14 protein-coding genes, 1 tRNA gene and 1 pseudogene are annotated in these 17,189 nt (G+C 62.9%); 8 read left to right on the top strand and 8 right to left on the bottom strand.

The genetic code is table 11. The annotated features are described in order from the left end of the window. Window positions 1–20: 20 nt before the first annotated feature. A complete protein-coding gene (locus M0639_RS21040; RefSeq protein WP_047270291.1) occupies window positions 21–1,202 on the bottom strand; it encodes an aminotransferase class V-fold PLP-dependent enzyme in 1,182 nt (393 codons plus the stop codon). A gap of 14 nt (window positions 1,203–1,216) precedes the next feature. On the opposite strand from M0639_RS21040, the gene M0639_RS21035 reads away from it, so the two are divergent. From M0639_RS21035 to egtD, 5 genes are all read left to right on the top strand, one after another. Further along, the gene (locus M0639_RS21035; protein WP_064074052.1) at window positions 1,217–2,491 is read left to right on the top strand and encodes an APC family permease; all 1,275 of its coding nucleotides are present in this window, start codon (window positions 1,217–1,219) and stop codon (window positions 2,489–2,491) included. Window positions 2,492–2,569: 78 nt separating this feature from the next. Beyond that, window positions 2,570–3,793: an ergothioneine biosynthesis glutamate--cysteine ligase EgtA gene (gene egtA / locus M0639_RS21030; protein ID WP_054826087.1), complete on the top strand. Its 1,224-nt coding sequence runs from the start codon at window positions 2,570–2,572 to the stop codon at window positions 3,791–3,793. Then, window positions 3,790–5,097 carry an ergothioneine biosynthesis protein EgtB gene (egtB, locus tag M0639_RS21025; RefSeq protein WP_042920949.1) on the top strand — a complete coding sequence of 436 codons (1,308 nt, stop codon included), beginning with the start codon at window positions 3,790–3,792 and terminating at the stop codon, window positions 5,095–5,097. Before egtA ends, egtB begins: the two co-directional genes overlap by 4 nt. A gap of 1 nt (window position 5,098) precedes the next feature. After that, complete coding sequence (gene egtC, locus M0639_RS21020; protein ID WP_007728904.1) at window positions 5,099–5,845, top strand: ergothioneine biosynthesis protein EgtC; 747 nt, start codon at window positions 5,099–5,101, stop codon at window positions 5,843–5,845. Beyond that, window positions 5,842–6,813 (top strand): L-histidine N(alpha)-methyltransferase, encoded by a 972-nt coding sequence (gene egtD / locus M0639_RS21015; protein WP_064074053.1) that lies wholly within the window; start codon window positions 5,842–5,844, stop codon window positions 6,811–6,813. The genes egtC and egtD overlap by 4 nt, the downstream gene beginning before the upstream one ends. Window positions 6,814–6,825: 12 nt before the next feature. On the opposite strand, the gene M0639_RS21010 is transcribed toward egtD, so the two are convergent. Beyond that, window positions 6,826–7,170: a hypothetical protein gene (locus M0639_RS21010; protein WP_042921056.1), complete on the bottom strand. Its 345-nt coding sequence runs from the start codon at window positions 7,168–7,170 to the stop codon at window positions 6,826–6,828. A 96-nt stretch (window positions 7,171–7,266) separates the two neighbouring features. On the opposite strand from M0639_RS21010, the gene M0639_RS21005 reads away from it, so the two are divergent. After that, window positions 7,267–8,808 carry an HNH endonuclease signature motif containing protein gene (locus M0639_RS21005; RefSeq protein ID WP_054188781.1) on the top strand — a complete coding sequence of 514 codons (1,542 nt, stop codon included), beginning with the start codon at window positions 7,267–7,269 and terminating at the stop codon, window positions 8,806–8,808. A 108-nt stretch (window positions 8,809–8,916) separates the two neighbouring features. Next, window positions 8,917–10,123 (top strand): annotated as a pseudogene (locus tag M0639_RS21000) (PQQ-dependent sugar dehydrogenase). Between the two features lie 3 nt (window positions 10,124–10,126). Here M0639_RS21000 and M0639_RS20995 read toward each other — a convergent pair. From M0639_RS20995 to M0639_RS20970, 6 genes are all read right to left on the bottom strand, one after another. Continuing rightward, on the bottom strand, window positions 10,127–11,014 hold the full coding sequence (locus tag M0639_RS20995; protein WP_064074054.1) for a cyclase family protein: 888 nt from the start codon (window positions 11,012–11,014) through the stop codon (window positions 10,127–10,129). Continuing rightward, a complete protein-coding gene (locus M0639_RS20990; protein ID WP_064074055.1) occupies window positions 11,014–12,594 on the bottom strand; it encodes an SLC13 family permease in 1,581 nt (526 codons plus the stop codon). Before M0639_RS20990 ends, M0639_RS20995 begins: the two co-directional genes overlap by 1 nt. A 79-nt stretch (window positions 12,595–12,673) precedes the next feature. Next, on the bottom strand, window positions 12,674–13,330 hold the full coding sequence (locus tag M0639_RS20985) for a hypothetical protein (protein ID WP_030536285.1): 657 nt from the start codon (window positions 13,328–13,330) through the stop codon (window positions 12,674–12,676). A gap of 239 nt (window positions 13,331–13,569) precedes the next feature. Beyond that, window positions 13,570–14,550, bottom strand: a complete 981-nt coding sequence (locus tag M0639_RS20980; protein ID WP_003946284.1) for a ribose-phosphate diphosphokinase — start codon at window positions 14,548–14,550, stop codon at window positions 13,570–13,572. 90 nt (window positions 14,551–14,640) lie between these two features. Then, a complete protein-coding gene (gene glmU, locus M0639_RS20975) occupies window positions 14,641–16,092 on the bottom strand; it encodes a bifunctional UDP-N-acetylglucosamine diphosphorylase/glucosamine-1-phosphate N-acetyltransferase GlmU (protein ID WP_076948394.1) in 1,452 nt (483 codons plus the stop codon). A gap of 89 nt (window positions 16,093–16,181) precedes the next feature. Beyond that, window positions 16,182–16,252 (bottom strand) — tRNA-Gln (locus M0639_RS20970). Between the two features lie 154 nt (window positions 16,253–16,406). Between M0639_RS20970 and M0639_RS20965 the strand changes: the two genes are divergently transcribed. Then, the gene (locus M0639_RS20965; RefSeq protein ID WP_003946303.1) at window positions 16,407–17,060 is read left to right on the top strand and encodes a TetR/AcrR family transcriptional regulator; all 654 of its coding nucleotides are present in this window, start codon (window positions 16,407–16,409) and stop codon (window positions 17,058–17,060) included. The last annotated feature ends 129 nt before the right edge of the window (window positions 17,061–17,189 follow it).

The following is a 17,189-nucleotide window of genomic DNA, read 5'->3' as shown; positions in this document are numbered from 1 at the left end:
CAGATCAGGCATGGTCCCGGTCAACGGGAGGTTTGTAATCCCCTGACCGCGCCCAGAAATGTGTCCAGGTCGGCTTCGTCGACGAAGTAGTGCGGCGATGCGCGAACCACGGCATCGAGCCCGCGGGCATCCATGTCGAGGAGGGTGGACCCGCGACCGCTGACGGTGACGGTGATGTTCTGTGCTGCAAGCTGATCCCGAACCAGGTGCTCGGAAATACCGTCGACGGTGAAGGAAACGATGCCGCTCAGATGGGTTCCTCGATCGCGGACTTCGACTCCGGAAATCGCTGCCAGACCTTCCCTCAGCGTGACTGCTCGGGATTCGATCTGCTCCCACGCCGTGTCGGTGCCGATCGAGAGCAGATAGTCGGCGGCGACGCCGAGACCCAGGCGCGCAGCGACACTCGTTTCCCAGAGCTCGAATCGTGTTGCGTCCGGTGCGGGTACGAAGCTGTTCTCGCCGGTCCATTCCGCTCCGTGCAGGTCCATCGCAGCGGGTTCGAGTGCGTCGACGAGTCCGGGGCGGACGTACAGGAATCCGGTTCCGCGTGGCCCGCGGAGCCACTTGCGGCCGGTTGCGCTGAGGGCGTCGACGCCGAGTTCGGTGACGTCGATGGGCAATTGGCCGACGGACTGGCATGCGTCGAGCAGAACGAGCGAGCCGTGGGCCCTCGCGAGTTCGACGACCTCGCGGACGGGGTTGATCAGGCCGCCGTTGGTGGGGACGTGGACGACGGAGACGACGCGAACACGATCGTCGAGCATGTTCTCGAGTGCGTCGAGGTCGATGCGTCCGTACTGATCGCTCGGGATGATCTCGACGTGGGCACCGGTCGAACGCGCCCGCCCCAGTGCAGCGATGGCGTTGCTCGCGTATTCGACTCCGCTGATGAGAATTCGATCACCGGGTCCGAGCGGAACGGCAGCGAGGAAGTCGTTCCACGCGCGGGTCGCGCTGTCCGTCAAAGCGATATCGGTTGCCTGAGCACCGATGACCCGGGCCAGCGAATGGGGAACAGCAGCGAGGGCGCCGCTCTGACGAGCAGCTGCGACGTATCCGCCGACGTCGGCTTCACGTCGCAGGTGCTCGATCATCGTGGCCGGCACCGGCTCGGGCGGGAGCGAGGATCCCGCGCTGTCGAGGAACACCTTGTCAAGGCATCCGGGAGTGTCGCGGCGGATCGTGTCGAGATCGAACATGGCACCTTCCGTTCATGTCGGTGTGGTTCAAACTACCTGTGAACGAAGCTGTCCCGATGGAGCGAAGACTGGGCACGGCCGATGCCGTGGTGATCGGCCTCGGCGCGATGATCGGCGCCGGAGTCTTCGTGGTGTTCGCGCCCGCTGCCGCAGTAGCCGGTACCGGGTTGCTTGTGGGCCTGGCGATTGCAGCGTTCATCGCATTCTGCAACGCGACGTCGTCGGCGCAGCTTGCGGCCAGATACCCCACTTCAGGTGGGACCTACGTCTACGGACGTGAGCAGCTCGGACCCTGGTGGGGGTTTGCCGCCGGCTGGTCGTTCGTGATCGGGAAGACCGCGAGCTGCGCGGCAATGGCTCTGACTTTCGCGACGTATGTTGCGCCTACGGCCTGGCGTGTCCCCGTCGCGGTATTGGTGGTGGCAGCGCTGGTTGCAGTCAACTACCGCGGAGTCACGCGGACGGCGCACATGGCCAGGGTGATCGTCGCCGTGTCGACGACGGCGCTGTGTGTAGCGCTGGTGGTTGCCGTCGTCGGTCCTGGTGCGGTGCGCGAGTTCCCGGATCTCGCATTCGGGTCGTGGTACGGAATTCTGCAATCGGCGGGACTGCTGTTCTTTGCCTTCGCCGGGTACGCCAGGATCGCGACGCTGGGGGAGGAAGTGCGTGATCCGCGTCGAACGATTCCGCGGGCGATCCTGATCGCACTCACCGTCGCCGTCATCCTCTATGCGCTGGTAGCGGTGGTGCTGTTGGTGACGCTGGGACCTGATCGGCTGGCGAATTCGGCGCGACCACTGGCCGATGCAGTGGGCACGGCCGGGTGGAACTGGGCGGTTCCCGTAGTGGTGATCGGTGCCGCGGCGGCGTCGGCGGGGGCGCTGCTGGCTCTGATCGCGGGGGTGAGCCGTACGGCAATGGCGATGGCCCGCGAGCGCGATCTGCCAGTGGCCCTCGCTGCAGTCCATCCACGGTTCGGGGTCCCTCACCATGCGGAACTTGTGGTCGGTGCCGTTGTGATTGTCTTGGTCTCGACGACCGATCTTCGTGGGGTGATCGGCTTTTCGTCGTTCGGAGTGCTGCTCTACTACTTCGTCGCGAACGTGAGTGCGTACAGCCAACGGGGTGTGGACCGGTTGTATCCGAAGTGGCTGCAAGCGGTCGGCGCGGCTGGTTGTGTCGTTCTGGTGGTCACACTTCCGTGGATCGCGGTTGTTTCCGGGGCAGGTGTGGTTCTGGCCGGTTGTGGGTACCGGTGGATACGACTGAAGAAATTCAACGACACGTAACACCACAAAGGGTGCATCTCGGACGTTGGCGTTCTATCGTCGGTAGCGACCGCGAAGACCGCCCGAAGGGGAAGTCGAATGGTGACAGCAGCGTTGACAGCAGCACAGACCACGCAGGTGGATTCACGTCCTGCGGCCGAGGCCTACGTCGGTGGTGTGTGCTTCAAACAGGGGCCACCCCGTTTGGTCGGAGCTGAGCTCGAGTGGCTGACCAGCCAGGTTCCCGGTGGGGAGCGGCCGTCAGCAGCGACTCTGGCAAAGGCACTCGGGCGACACGCACCCACCAGTATCGACCCGGATTCACCAGCGGTTCCGCTTCCTCGTGGCAGCCTCGTCACCGTAGAACCTGGCGGACAGATCGAACTCTCGTCAGCGCCGCGGACGTCCGCCCGAGAACTGTGTGACTGTCTCGACGAAGACCGTCGTACTCTCGAAACACTCCTCGCGTCGTACTCCATCGAAATCAGTTCTGCCGCGGCCGACGTCGCCCGACCACCTTCCCGGATTCTCCGGTTGCCACGTTATTGCGCAATGGAATCCCGCTTCGCCGGGATAGGACCGTACGGCACCTTGATGATGTGCAATACAGCAGCAGTGCAGGTCAGTGTCGATGCCGGCGGCAGCCCGGAGTCCATTGCCCAGCGTTGGCGGCTCCTCGGGGACATGGGGCCGGCGCTCATCGCTGCGTTTGCGTGTTCTCCACGCTTGCAAGGGGTTCCGAGAGGGGATTGGGCGTCCCAACGCATGCGGACGTGGCTCGAACTCGATTCCTGGCGAACGGTCGCAGTCCCGGAAGTGCAGGACTACGCCGGCTGGGCGCTCGATGTTCCGCTGATGTGTGTGCGAAACGAGGGCGACGATTGGACGGCTCCGCGGGGTGCCACTTTCGGGGACTGGATAGACGGCGCTGTGGATGCCGAGATCGGACGCCGACCCGTCTGGGCGGACTTGGACTATCACCTGTCCACGCTGTTCCCGCCGGTTCGCGCTGTCGGCCATCTGGAGGTTCGCTACATCGATGCGCAGCCGGGAGATCTGTGGCGAGTACCGGTAGCAGCGATCGACGCGTTGCTGTCCGGGCCTGCCGTGATGCGTGAGGCGAGTGATGCCGCAGCGTCGACGGCCGGGAGATGGCGGGATGCGGCAGAGTACGGTTTGGACGACGTCGAACTGCGTTCGGCGGCAACCTCTCTGATGTCGCTTGCCGCGTCGTACGCGCCGGAGCCGCAGTTTGTCCGTCTTCTCGATGCCGCAGCCGAACGGTGTTGTCGCGCAATTGTGCCCGGTGAGAGCGACACATGACGGGGGAGATCACCAAGGAAGCGGTCGAGGCCGTACTTCTGCGAGCGCGTGAACGGTCGACGCTACTCACCGACTGCGTCGACGATACCGAATTGGTCGCTCAGCATTCTCCGTTGATGAGTCCACTCGTGTGGGACCTGGCGCATATCGGCAATCAAGAGGAACTCTGGCTGGTGCGAGATGTCGGTGGCCGCGATCCGGTGCGTAGCGACATAGACGAGCTGTACGACGCGTTCAAGCATTCGAGATCGTCGAGACCCACACTTCCCCTGCTCAACCCGGCCGAGGCGCGCGAATACGTACGTACGGTTCGCGGGAAGGTCTGGGATGTGCTCGAAGCCAGCACCTTCGGACGCACAGAACTCGACATGGACGGTTTTGCCTTCGGGATGATCGCGCAGCACGAGCAGCAACACGCCGAAACCATGCTCGCAACACACCAATTGCGTTCGGGACCCACGGCACTCGTTGCCACACCCGCTCCGCAAGCGGCCCGCATGCCGGAACTCGACGAGGTCACGATCCCCGCCGGCCCCTTCGTCATGGGGACCGACGACGAACCGTGGGCACTCGACAACGAGCGCACTGCGCATCAGGTCTATCTCACCGACTTCGCGATCGACAGATTCCCGGTCACCAATGGGCAGTTCGTCGAATTCATCGAGGACGGCGGCTATTCCCGACCGGAACTGTGGTCTCGAGACGGTTGGCGGCATCGCGTCGACGCGAAGCTCCGTGCACCACTGTTCTGGGAACGCGACAGTTCGGGTTGGTGGCACGAGACTTTCGGCGTCGAGGCTCCGGTCCCACCGGACAAGCCCGTCGTGCATGTGAGCTTCTACGAAGCCGAGGCCTACGCGTGCTGGGCAGGCAAACGGCTTCCCACCGAGGCGGAATGGGAAAAGGCCGCGCGGTGGGATCCGGAATCCGGAAGATCGCGACGATTCCCGTGGGGGGACGTGTCCGCAGACGAGAAACTTGCCAATCTCGGTCAGCGCCATCTCGGTCCCGCCGGCGTCGGCTCGTACCCGGCGGGTGCATCGGCAGCAGGTGTCGAGCAGTTGATCGGTGACGTGTGGGAGTGGACGTCTTCGGGTTTCCATCCGTATCCGGGTTTCCGGGCCTTCCCCTACCGGGAGTACTCGGAGGTGTTCTTCGGCGGCGACTACAAAGTGTTGCGAGGGGGATCGTTCGGGACCGACAGCGTTGCCTGCCGGGGGACGTTCCGCAACTGGGACCACCCGATCAGGCGCCAGATCTTCTCGGGTTTTCGCTGCGCCAGAACGATTTCGGGTAGATCCTGACATGTGTCGGCACCTCGGGTATCTCGGGCCGCCGCGTTCGGTTCGTGAACTCCTCCACGACGGCGAGAACTCACTGATGCGACAGTCGTGGGCACCTCGCGAGATGCGTGGCGGCGGGACCATCAATGCCGACGGATTCGGCGCGGTGTGGTGGAACGGTGGAAGGCAGGGACGGTACCGCAGTATCTCGCCGATCTGGTCGGACCCGACAGTCGACGAGACGTTGTCCCACATCGTTTCCGGATCCGTTCTCGCCGCCGTACGTTCCGCGACGGAGGGGATGGCCGTCGAGATCGGTGCCTGCGCACCGTTCGTCGACGGAACCTACGCTTTCAGCCACAACGGAGCGGTATCCGGTTGGCCTGGCTCACTCGCCGACTTGGCAGCAGAAGTTCCGGCCGTCGAATTGCTGAAGATGCCCGCGCCGACGGATGCTGCCTTGTTGTGGACAGTGCTTCGGCATCGGTTGAAGTCGAAGCCCGCGGAAGCCGCCGTGACGAGCCTCGTTCACGATGTGGCTGCGGCGGCACCGGATTCACGATTGAACCTCCTGTTCGGCGACGGGCAGGAACTGTGGGCCACGGCGTGGGGCCACACGTTGTACACGCGGGTCGACGAGTCGCGGGCACTGATCGTTTCCGAACCGTCCGATCGTTCACCGGACTGGGAGCAGGTGCCGGACCGGCACATCGTCTGCGCGCGTCCCGGCCATTTGATCATCACCCCGATACCGATGGGAGAACAATGAAAACCCCTACGCTCGAGGTTTATCTGACACCGGCCGAATCGGTCGACGCATTGCGAGCCGAGGCCAGGGAGGGCTTGACCGCTACGCCGAAGTGGCTCTCGCCCAAATGGTTCTACGACGCGCGTGGAAGTGAACTGTTCGAGGAGATCACGGCCTTACCCGAGTATTACCCCACCCGTACCGAACGCGGCCTGCTCGCTCGGTACGCCGACGAGATCGCTGCGTTCACCGATCCTGAGATCCTGATCGAACTGGGTTCCGGTTCCTCGGAGAAGACGCGGTTGCTGCTCGATGCAATGACTGCTCGTGGAACTCTGCGAACGTATGTACCGCAGGATGTTTCGGTGACAGTACTGGAAGGCGCGGCGCAGCAAGTCGGTGCCGAATTCCCCGGCATCGATGTGGTCGGGGTGGTCAGTGACTTCACCGGTTCGCTGCATCATCTGCCAGGTGGTGGACGGCGGGCGGTCGCGTTTCTCGGTGGAACTCTCGGCAATCTCGTTCCGGCAGAACGCGCCGAGTTCCTCTCGGGCATTGCAGCGGTGCTCGATCCCGGTGAGAACCTGATCCTGGGCGTGGGATTGGTGATCGATCCCGCAGTCCTCGTGCCCGCCTACGACGACGCTGCCGGTGTGACTGCTCAGTTCAATCTCAATGTTCTCTCGGTCCTGAACAAGCAACTGGGAGCGAACTTTCCCTTGGAGGACTTCCGTCACGTCGCGCTCTGGGATGCCGAGAACGAGTGGATCGAGATGCGCCTGGAAGCACTTCGTGAAGTCTCGGTGCACATCGACGACCTGGATCTGGAGATCACCTTCGCAGCGGGCGAGCAGCTGCGCACCGAGATCTCGGCGAAGTTCACCGAGGAGGGGATTGCCGCGGAACTCGCGTCCGCGGGCTTCGGGGTGCGGAAGGTGTGGACGGATCGGGATCAGCGCTTTGCGCTGTTGTGTGCGCAGCGGGCGTGAAGTGGGCGCTTGTCAGAGGATGCTGTCTCCCCCTAGAAGTGTCTCAAAAGTTCTGTAGGCGGCAATATTTGAGAAGTGTCGAGAGTAGAGATCTGCGGTGCCGGTATGGACAGCGTCCGACACCGGCGCAAGATCCACGAGATGCGCGAGTTTTACATAGGACTGGTCATCGCTCGCGCCGAGCGGATACTCCTGCTCGCCGGCCTTGCGCTCGAATTTTGACTGCGCCTCAGCGGGGTCGCCAGCCCAGATGAGATAACAGTCCTCTCGGTGGAAGCACCCGACCCCGTCATTCTTCCCCAACTCGAATATCGCTATGCCGAAGTACGGTTGATCTCGTGTCGGATGCTGAGTCATGCGATTGAACGTAGTGACATCGGAGCGCAAAAGGTATCGGTGAATACCCCGGGATTTCGCAAAAACTTGTCGGTGGGCGCCCGTAGAATCGCTCATATGTTCGAATCGAAGACTTCCGCGGACGCGCTGTTTCGGCAGCATGCGGAAATCGCGCGCGCCCACTTCCTCGAGATCGACGCGGTCACTGCGCTGTACTTGGACCGTTGTGAGGAGGATGCCGCGGTTGGAGTCAATGAGGCTTTTCGGGGTCAATTCGCGCACGTGGAGATCGCGTCGATACTGAGCATTACGGAGTACGCCGCGCAGAAAATGATTGCACTGGGATGTGACCTGCGCTGGCGACTTCCGCGGGTGGCGGCCGCATTTGCTTGCGGTGACATCGATCTGGCCAAAGCGATGGCGCTGTCCGAAGCTCTCGCCAACGTCTCCGAGCACGCGCTCGATGACATCGAGCGACTCCTCGTGGACGGTGCCTGCCGTGTAACCGGTAACAAGTTGAAGGCGCGCGCACGAGGTCTCATTGCTCGGCACGACCCTGATGGGGTGCGTGCCAGGCGAGTTCGTGCGGAGGCGGATCGGGACGTTCGGACGTGCGCGTCGCACGACGGTATGTCGACTCTGGACGGAATGCTTCCAGCGGTCGGCGCTCAGACTTTGGCCACGAGGCTCCGTGCGATGTCGATGCAGGTCTGTGGTTCCGATCCGAGAACTTTCGGGCAACGGCGTGCCGATGCACTGATCGCATTGGCGGAAGGAAAGACGTCGTTGGATTGTCAGTGCGACGGCGATTGCACCCGTAGGGATGATACGAAGACCTCCGCGCTCCCGATTGCGACAATTCTTGTGGGTGTCAACGCCTCCACCCTGCTCGGATTCGACGACCTGCCAGGCTATTTGCAGGGGTACGGCCACATCGATGCCGACCATGCGCGCGCGATCGCCGCGGACGCCACGTGGCAGAGAGTCCTCACCCTTGCACCGTCCGAGGTGCAACATTGTTCGACTGCGGGGGCAGTCGGACCGGTGCTCGGCGTGGGTCGGTCGATGCGCTCACCGGAGATATTGCCCGCTGCGGCAAGGGATAATCGCTCGAGAAGGAACAGTGGTTCGCGGCGCGGTGAATCCACGTACCAGCCGTCCGCGGCGTTGGTGACGATTGTAAGGACGCGAGACGGTACGTGCCGCTTTCCGAATTGTGTTGTGCGTTCTGATAGTTGCGATATCGATCACACGGTGCCGTTCGATCACGGCAACCCCGCTCAGGGAGGGCCTACTGCAGAACGGAACTTGGCCTGTCTGTGTCGAAAACATCACCGACTGAAGACGTTTGGCAGGTGGACAGTGAAGCAAATCGGAGGTGGTCTTCTGGAGTGGAAAGATCCGTCAGGACGACGAACGGTTACCGCGCCCGTAGGCCCATTCTGTGACCCCGAACTGAGAGTGCCCGACGCGGCGAGACTGCATTTGACGGACGACGATGCGCTGGAACGACGTTTCGGACTTCGGGACAGGGGAGTGGAAGCGGATCTCGAATACCTCCTGGACTGGAGTGTGCCCGGCTGGCGGAAGGCACGATCTGCATCAAGACGTAACGCATCCCCGCTGGCGAACGCTTTGCCGGAGTTTGCCGACTTCTGAAGGGGTTTCGTTTCTCCTGTGGCCTGCGGGTATAGCGAGAGGGCCCGAAAAATGGTGTTTGTCTGTTTATAGTGAGGCGCAGAACGGTTTCCGACCCGAGGAGAACGCGTGCGTCATCCGAAGCTCGCCGCATTGACCGTGGCCCTGACTGCAGTACTGGTGATGCCGGTAACGCAGAGCGTGGCTCAACCATTCCCCTTCGACCCCGGCAGTTTCGGCAACGGAAGCACCGGATCGTTGGGGAGCGACGACCCGGACATACCCATCGAGGACACCCTCCCGCAGTTGTCGGTCACCACACTGGTCGACGGACTCGACCACCCCCTGGGACGTGGTGGCGGCCCCGGACGGTGCAATCCTGACCGGACAACGATCCGGCGGATTCTTCGTTCGCCGAGGCGACAACACGACAGGTCCAGTCGCTGCTGACCTTTCGGATCTCTACGCGCAGTCCGAAACCGGGCTCATGGGCATCGCGCTTGCTCGCGACTTCGCTCAGTCGCGCACCCTGTACACCTGCCAAGGATTCAGTGCTGGGGGAGTCACGGACGTTCGAGTGATCGCGTGGACCGTCGACGCCGGATGGACCGCACTCACGCGAACCGGAACCGTATTGCCAGGAATCCCGGTCTCGTCCGGGCGTCACGGGGGTTGCCGAATTCTTGCGGCGCAGGACGGAACGCTGTTCGTCGGGACGGGTGACACCGCGACGCCGAGCGTCCCCCAGGATCCGAATTCGCTGGGCGGCAAGGTCTTGCACATCAACGCCGACGGAACTCCGGCGGCGGGGAATCCGAATGCTTCCAGCCCGGTCTACACGCTCGGGCACCGCAACGTCCAAGGCTTGGCCGTGCAACCCGGAACCGGCCGGGTGTACTCGGTTGAACAGGGCACAAGCGTCGACGACGAAGTCAACCTGCTTACCCCCGGCGGAAATTACGGCTACCGCCCGGATCGGCTTCCCGGAACGTACGACGAATCCGTGCCGATGACCGATCCCGTGCGAGTGCCGGGAGCGATTGCGGCGGTGTGGCGTTCGGGTAGCTCGACGTTGGCTACCGCCAGCGCTGCCTTCACCGGTGGAGCTGCATGGGGTGCCTGGGACGGTGCGCTCGTAATGGGTGGCCTCAAGAGCAAGGAACTGATCTTCCTCCGCCTGAGTGCCGACGGACGCTCGGTCGACGCGCAGACCTTCGGGTTGGAGAACCAGTTCGGTCGCTTGCGGTCGGTGACCCCGACGCCCGACGGCTCGCTCCTGGTGACCACCGACAACGGCGCCGGCGACACGGTGCTGCGGGTGACGCCTACGCCCTGATCTTCAGTACCAGGCGATGACCCGGCACGGACCACCCGAACCACCCGCATGCGTCGGCGCTCCCACCATCACCGTGGCGCCGACGGCCGGAAGTGCGGACAGGTTTGCAAGGGCTTCGACTGCGTACTTTCCTGAGCCCAAAGCGCTTCGGTGAGCCCCGTGGGTGGTGCTTCGGCCCGCGTCGATGCTGAGGGTGTCAGAGCCCACGGCGACTATGTTGCGCTCGCGGACGAGAAAGTCGATCGCCTCGGGGTTGAATCCCGGTGTGTGTTGCACGCCGAGTGCATCTCGATTCGTGAAGGCGCCACCGGCACCGGCCCGGGTATCCCAACCCGAGTTCATCGCAACCAGGCTGCGGGGAGCGATGGTCCCGTGGAGGGACTCCCAATCGAGGATGTCCTGGCGGGTGAGCAGTGTGTCGGGGTCGACGGCGGCGCGGGCGCTGATGTCGACGACCGCAATCGGTACGACGAGGTCGGCAACCGGAATCTTCTCGACGGTGATCCCGTCCGCACTGGCGTGTGCGGGCGCGTCGATGTGAGTACCAGTGTGTTCCTCGAGGCGGAGTTCGTTGAGGTAGAACTTTCCACCTGACCCGGCGGAGCCGAGCGAGCCCAGAGACCCGCCGGCGTCGGCGATCTTCGCCAGGTTCCTCATCTCGAACGAGCGCGCGCCCGGCCACACCGGGAAATCCGGCGTCAGTACGTGTGTCAGATCGACGATGGTCCGACCCGATGGCGTTGCCGACGCAGCGGGCTGTACAGCGCCGGCCATGACGGTCGCGCCGAGGGCACCGGTGCCCAGCGCCGCGAACATCGATCGACGGCTGATCTTCCTGCCCTCGCGTCCGATTGATTCGTAGACCTCCGACAAGACCTTCGGTGAGCACATCAGAAACTCCAGATCACTGGGATCAATACCGTTGCAACTATCAGGAACCACAACAACATCGGGAGTCCGAGCTTCCAGTAGTCGCCGAACTTGTAACCACCAGGGCCCATCACCATCATGTTCGCGGGAGTGGCTACAGGTGTCAGGAAGGAGGCCGCGGCAGAGACGGTGACCGTCATCAGAAGGGGCAGCACCGAGATGTCGAGTTCGATGGCGACCGAGATCGCGATCGGCGTGATGATCAACGCGGTTGCAGTGTTGCTGATCAGCTGGCCCAGAGTCGCCGTCACGACGAAGAGTCCCGCGACGACGACATACGGGCTTGCCCCACCGACGACGTCGACAAACGCATGCGCGAGCTTTTCGGCCGCGCCGGTCTGCTGGATTGCGGTCGACAGCGGGATCATTCCGCCGACGAGAATCAACGTGGTCCACGAGATGGACCGATGCGCCTGCTCGACGCTGATGACTCGTAGCAGCACCATCGCACATGCCGCGAGGAGTCCGGCTATCGCGGACGGCACCAATCCGAACGTCAGCATCACTACCATCGCCGCGACGACGACGAGAGCGATGACCGCGCGGGTTCCCAACGGGGCTGCCTGCTTACGGATCTGGGCAGGTGCGTCGACCACGAGGACGTTCGGATCGACGGCGGTGTGGGTGTCGAGATCGTCCCAGCTTCCTTGCAGGAGAAGCGTGTCACCGGCCGCCAACTTGACGCCCTTGGGGCCGCAGTCCTCACCGGCGCGCTGGACTGCGAGTATCACCAGATCTCCACTGTCGGTCACCATGCCCGGAAAAGCCCTGTCGCCGATCATTTCCGAGCGCGGCGGGATGATCACTTCGACCACGCCGTCGTGCTTGGTGATCAAGGGCTCTGCGGACGGCGCATCCTTTCCCATGAGCTGATACTGCTTCGCGAGGGTCTTGGCATGCCGGCTCAGGTCAGGCGACATCGACGTCCCAGCACGATGGGGGAGGACGTGAGGACCGAGAAGTACGGCGATCGCAATCGTTCCCAATACGAGCGGCGCACCGACCAAGGTGAAACTGAAGAACCCGAAAGCACCGGCCCCGGATTCCTCGGCGGCTTCGGAAACGATGATGTTGACCGGTGTTCCGGTCAAGGTGAGCATCGATCCGGCATGGGCGGCAAATGCCAACGGCAGAAGCAGTTGTGACGTCGATTTACCGAGACGTACCGCCAAGACGACCACCATCGGTACCAACGCGGCTACGGCCCCGTTGACGCTGATCAATGCGGTCAACGCGGCAACCAGCAACATGATCGCACTCACGAGACGGACTCGGGATTCGCCGACTTTCGCCAGCAGTTTCTCGCCCGCCCACGTGGTGACACCGGTGGCGTCGAGGGCTTCGCTGACGACAAAAAGCGCGGCGATGAACACCACCGTGGGATCGCCGAATCCGGCGAGCGCCTGCTCCATCGTGATCACACCGGTGGCGTACAGCGCCAGGGCAGTGCCGATCGCGATGATGCCGACCGGGATTCGGCCGATCACGAACAGCGCCACGACCAGTGCAAGCACGACGAAAGTGATGGTGATGTCATTCACGATTCGTAAAGGTACCTGCTCATACAGAACGGCCCCGTCTCGCAAGTGAGACGGGGCCGTGGGACGGACGCGAGGGGAATTAGTTGGAGGCGGCGATGCGGGCCTTCTCGAGAGCGGCCAGCGTGCGAAGAACCGTGGCCTTCTGCTTGTTCAGATCGCTCAGTCGTGCGCGAGCCGGCAACCCTTGTGCGAGTTCGGCGACCTTGATCTGCTCGTCGATCGAACCGAGCTGATCGAGAAGCCCTAGGACGCGCGTCTGGAGCGTGTCGATGTCCACGGTGTCGGTCTTGACCGGAGCGGCAACACGCGTCGCTGTGCCCGTGCTGGCGGGGCGGGAAGCGCGTGCGGGTGACGTGTCGGCGACAACCGTTGCGGCGCGGGGCCGAATTGCCTTGCGAACAGCGGCCGCATCAGGAAGGACGTCCATACGGATCTCGTTCAGGACTCGGCGGGCCTCGCGTGCGTTGACGCGGTACTCGCGCTCTTCGTCGTCGTCGGACTGCAGCGTGCCGCCGAGCGGGCGCAGACCGTACATGCCGAGGAAGCGCTTGGCGTCGTCGATGATGCCTTCGTTTTCACGGCATTTTCCGCAGCGGGGTTCGTTGCGGAACATGTCCACGGAGTTGTCGTCTCCGCACCAGACACAAGATCCTGGGCGCCACCGCCGGATCGTCGGAACTGATGAATTCAGGGAATGAGATTCGGGCCGGGATTCCAGGGTTTGCGCGTCGATCACGACGAGCCACACTAGGCGAAGATTGCGGCGCGGTGAACACCACCCCAACATCGACCTGGGTTTCTCGACGGTAGCGTGATCAAGATCATGTCAATCGTCGCATTCGGCGGTATTCGTGTGTCCCACAGGTGGTTTCATGATGACCGGGTGGTCTGTTTCTGAGACCTTCACGAAGACGACGACGGGCGCGTACCGGTGACCGTGAAGTCACAGGTACGCGCCCGTAGTGCGGCGCGAGACTAGGCGCTGCCGTTGAACAACGAAGTCACAGAACCGTTCTCGAAAACTTCCTTGATGGTGCGAGCGAGCAGCGGTGCGATGGACAGCACCGTCAGCGTCGGGAACTTCTTCGACTCGTCGATCGGAAGTGTGTTGGTGACAACAACTTCCTTCGCGCCACACGTCGACAGACGCTCGGCCGCAGGGTCGGAGAGGACGCCGTGGGTTGCAGCGATGACGACGTCACCTGCACCGGCCTCCTTGAGCACCTTGACCGCGCCGGCGATGGTTCCGCCGGTGTCGATCATGTCGTCGATCAGGATGCAGGTGCGACCTTCGACCTCACCGACGACGCGGTTGGACTTGACCTGGTTGGGTACCAACGGGTCGCGCGTCTTGTGAATGAATGCCAGCGGTGCTCCGCCGAGCGAGTCGGCCCACTTCTCGGCGACACGAACGCGGCCCGAGTCGGGGGACACCACCGTGATGTTCTCGAGGTTGTAGCCCGCGCGAATGTGGTTGGCCAACTGGCTGTGTGCGTGCATGTGATCGACGGGGCCGTCGAAAAAGCCCTGGATCTGATCGGTATGCAGGTCGACCGTGATGATGCGATCGGCGCCGGCGGTCTTGAGCAGGTCGGCAATCAGGCGAGCGGAGATCGGCTCGCGTCCGCGATGCTTCTTGTCCTGGCGGGCGTACGGGTAGAACGGAAGAACGGCGGTGATGCGCTTTGCCGATCCACGCTTGAGAGCGTCGATCATGATGAGCTGCTCCATCACCCACGTGTTCAGCGGTGCCGGATGACTCTGCAGGACGAACGCATCGGAGCCGCGAACCGACTCTTCGAATCGAACGAAGATCTCACCGTTCGCGAAGTCGCGCGCGGTCTGCGGGGTGACGCGGATATCGAGTTCCTTCGCCACCTGCTCCGCCAACTCGGGATGTGCGCGACCCGAGAACAACATCAGGTTCTTCTGGTTGTCGATCCAATTCGCAGTCACTGGTTCATGCCATCCTTTTGTACTTGCCGGTCGATCTGGTGGTGATCTGTGCTGTCTGTTGTGCAGGGCTGTCAGGTTGTTGCAGGGCTGTCAGGTTGTTGCAGGGCCGTCAGGTTGTGCAGCTGCTGCAGCGGCATCGGCCGCGGGTGTGCCGGGACGATTCTTCTGGACCCAGCCCTCGATGTTGCGCTGCACCCCACCCGAGACGGCGAGCGCCCCAGGCGGTACGTCGTTCTTCAAGACCGTGCCCGCACCCGTGTATGCGCCGTCTCCCACGACGAGAGGGGCGACGAACATGGTGTCGGAGCCTGTTCGGACATGCGACCCCACCACAGTACGGCTCTTGTTCACCCCGTCGTAATTGACGAAGACGCTCGAAGCTCCGATATTGCTGTGATGGCCGATGGTGGCGTCGCCGACGTAGGTAAGATGCGGAATCTTCGAATGCTCGCCGATATCCGCGTTCTTGGTTTCCACGTAGGCGCCGATCTTGCCGTGTGCCCCGAGGCGGGTACCAGGCCGGAGATAGGCGAAGGGGCCCACAGCCGCGTCCGCGCCGACAACGGAGTCGGTCCCGTGCGAGCGGACGACGACTGCGCGCTCACCGACGGTCACGTTGTCCAAGGTGGTATCCGGGCCGATCACGGCGTCTTCGCCCACCGAGGTCGTGCCGGTCAACTGAACTCCGGGCAGGAGCGTCACGTCCTGTGCGACGTGCACGTCGCAATCTATCCATGTGCTCGCAGGATCGACGACGGTGACGCCGGCACGCATCCACTTCTCGAGGATCCGACGGTTCATCTCGCGGGCGAGCGTCGAGAGCTGCACGCGATCGTTGGCGCCCGCGACGAGAACCGAATCCGCGATGTGCTGAGCACGAACACGCTTGCCCGCGCGACGGGCGATCATGATCACATCGGTGAGATAGAACTCGTGTTGTGCGTTGTTGGAGTCGAGGGACGCCAGCGCGTCGCGCAGAGTTTCGAAGTCGAAGGCGTAGACCCCTGAATTGACTTCGGTGATCGAGCGCTGCGAATCGGTGGCTTCCTTCTCCTCGACTATGGCGTTCACCTCGCCGTCCGTCGTACGAAGGATTCGCCCGTAGCCGGTGGGGTCGACGGCCGTCGATGTCAACACCGTCACCGCGGCCGCGGGAGCAGCCGTGTGCTGGGCGAGGAGGTCTGCGATGGTCTTGCCGTCGAGCAGAGGCACGTCGGCGGCTGTGACGAGTACGGTCCCGGAGAAGTCGGCCGGCAACCCCTCGAGCCCACAACTGACAGCGTGCCCGGTGCCCTTCTGCTCGTCCTGAACGGCGACGGTGACGGAACGGTCCAGTTCCCCGGCGACTGCGTTCACGGCTTCGGTGACACGCTCACGATCGTGACCGACGACGGTCACCAGGTGCGTGGGATTCAGTGAGGTTGCCGCGTGAAGCGAATGTGCCAGCATGCTGCGTCCGGCGAGAGTGTGGAGGACCTTGGGAGTCTTCGACTTCATTCGTGTACCGGCACCCGCTGCGAGAACGATCACGGCGGTCTGCACTGGTTTGAGCTCCCTCTGTCGATCAAACTGTCGATCAAACTGTCGATCAAGACATACATTTCCGCTCGGGAAAGCATGTTGTTCACCAGCTCCGCCGCCAGGACTCGAACCTGAACTATCTGAACCAAAATCAGAGGTGCTGCCATTACACCACGGCGGATTGCCACGCATTGCCGAGCCTTGCGGCCGAACGCGCGAAAGAATAATCGCATGCCGACCCGCCGTAGGTCGAACCGCTCCTCCGATCGGGCCCCTGAAGTCCCGATAGGCTGAGCGTCCACAGCAGTGATTTGTGTGTCGGCGAGAGGAAGACAATGGCGACGGTGTCCGGTTCGGGTGGCGGGGATCCAGTTCCCGAACGAGTGACACGGATCCGGATGACCGGTACCCAACGTCGGCAACAGCTGATCGAGATCGGGCGGGCATTGTTCGCCGAACGGGGATACGAAGCGACCTCGATCGAGGAGATCGCCCAGCGCGCGAACGTGTCCAAGCCTGTCGTGTACGAGCACTTCGGCGGCAAGGAGGGGCTGTACGCCGTCGTAGTGGACCGGGAGATGTCGCGACTCCTCGAGATGATCACGTCTTCGCTCTCACAAAATCGCTCGAGAGTTCGAGTCGAGCGGGTTGCGTTGGCTTTGCTCACCTACGTGGAAGAGCACACCGACGGATTTCGGATACTCGTGCGCGATTCGTCCGTTGTCGCGCCCAGTGGGACATATTCGAGCTTGCTCAACGATGCGATCAGTCAGGTGGGCTACCTGTTGGCGGGGGACTTCTCCAGACGCGGTTTCGACCCCGGACTAGCAACGATGTACGCACAGGCGCTTGTCGGCATGGTGTCCACTACGGCTACTTGGTGGCTCGACGAACGGACTCCGTCGAAGGAAGTTGTCGCCGCTCACCTCGTGAATTTGTGTTGGAATGGGCTGACGAATCTGGAAGCCGATCCACAATTGGAGGGTTAACCAGGCGCGCCTGCCGCGCAGAGATGGATCGCGGTCTAAGCTGTGTTCGCTGTATCACGATCGTTTGATGGGCAAATGTCTCATTTGTTTGCAGGGTGGGTTGAATGCCGAACCGTGCCATCCATTTTG

This window comes from Rhodococcus qingshengii JCM 15477, from assembly GCF_023221595.1.
GTDB lineage: Bacteria > Actinomycetota > Actinomycetes > Mycobacteriales > Mycobacteriaceae > Rhodococcus_F > Rhodococcus_F qingshengii.
This window is presented reverse-complemented; position numbering and strand designations above follow the sequence as displayed.

Coding starts and splice junctions, on each gene's coding strand:
- M0639_RS21040 (WP_047270291.1), bottom strand. CDS start 1,202: ATGTTCGATCTCGACACGATCCGCCGCGACACTCCCGGATGCCTTGAC.
- egtA (WP_054826087.1), top strand. CDS start 2,570: ATGGTGACAGCAGCGTTGACAGCAGCACAGACCACGCAGGTGGATTCA.
- M0639_RS21035 (WP_064074052.1), top strand. CDS start 1,217: ATGTCGGTGTGGTTCAAACTACCTGTGAACGAAGCTGTCCCGATGGAG.
- M0639_RS21005 (WP_054188781.1), top strand. CDS start 7,267: ATGTTCGAATCGAAGACTTCCGCGGACGCGCTGTTTCGGCAGCATGCG.
- M0639_RS20965 (WP_003946303.1), top strand. CDS start 16,407: ATGGCGACGGTGTCCGGTTCGGGTGGCGGGGATCCAGTTCCCGAACGA.
- M0639_RS20995 (WP_064074054.1), bottom strand. CDS start 11,014: ATGTGCTCACCGAAGGTCTTGTCGGAGGTCTACGAATCAATCGGACGC.
- egtC (WP_007728904.1), top strand. CDS start 5,099: ATGTGTCGGCACCTCGGGTATCTCGGGCCGCCGCGTTCGGTTCGTGAA.
- M0639_RS21010 (WP_042921056.1), bottom strand. CDS start 7,170: ATGACTCAGCATCCGACACGAGATCAACCGTACTTCGGCATAGCGATA.
- egtB (WP_042920949.1), top strand. CDS start 3,790: ATGACGGGGGAGATCACCAAGGAAGCGGTCGAGGCCGTACTTCTGCGA.
- egtD (WP_064074053.1), top strand. CDS start 5,842: ATGAAAACCCCTACGCTCGAGGTTTATCTGACACCGGCCGAATCGGTC.